The organism is Thiolapillus sp., assembly GCF_048562965.1.
Taxonomy (GTDB): Bacteria; Pseudomonadota; Gammaproteobacteria; order Chromatiales; family Chromatiaceae; genus Thiolapillus; species Thiolapillus brandeum_A.
This window is the reverse complement of the sequence record NZ_JBHNMF010001704.1, coordinates 1-505: the sequence shown is the minus strand read 5'-3', so window position 1 is coordinate 505 and position 505 is coordinate 1. Positions and strand designations below refer to the sequence as shown.

Below are 505 nucleotides of genomic sequence, written 5' to 3'. Positions count from 1 at the left end.
ACTGGTAGAGGGGCAGGAAGTGCTCGTCGGCATCGAAGCGGAAGTGCTCACTGGCGTTGTTGGCAAAATACCAGGTATTACTGCGATTGCTGACGATGAAGAGCTGCATGAAGCACAGCAGGCTGTTGGTGTAACCGTTGCCGGGATCGTTTTTGTAATCGACGATCTGCTGCATGGCTTTGCGCGGACTCACCTGCAGTGTCTTCAGCTCGATCTGCACCAGGGGCAGGCCATTGAGCAGCAGGATGACATCATAGCGCTGGAAACTGCTTTTGGTGTTGATGCGCAGCTGGTTGACCACTTCGAAACTGTTCTTGCACCAGTCCTTGAGGTTGACCAGTTGATAGTGCAGTGGCGTGCCGTCCTCCCGCTCGAAGGTATTGGGGTGGCGCAGGGTCTCGGCGCAGGCGAAGGTGTCAGGGCTGATAATGCCCTCCAGCAGGCGGGCAAATTCGGCATCGGTGAGGTTGATGCGGTTGAGCGCCTCGAATTTTTCGCGGAAGTT

The 505-nt window shown here is 56.0% G+C and carries 1 protein-coding gene; it reads right to left on the bottom strand.

Going from position 1 to position 505, the window contains the following annotated elements; genetic code table 11:
• Positions 1-505, bottom strand: a 505-nt coding sequence (locus ACOCD2_RS26315; protein ID WP_419590683.1) for a type I restriction endonuclease, incomplete at both ends; no start/stop codon positions are given.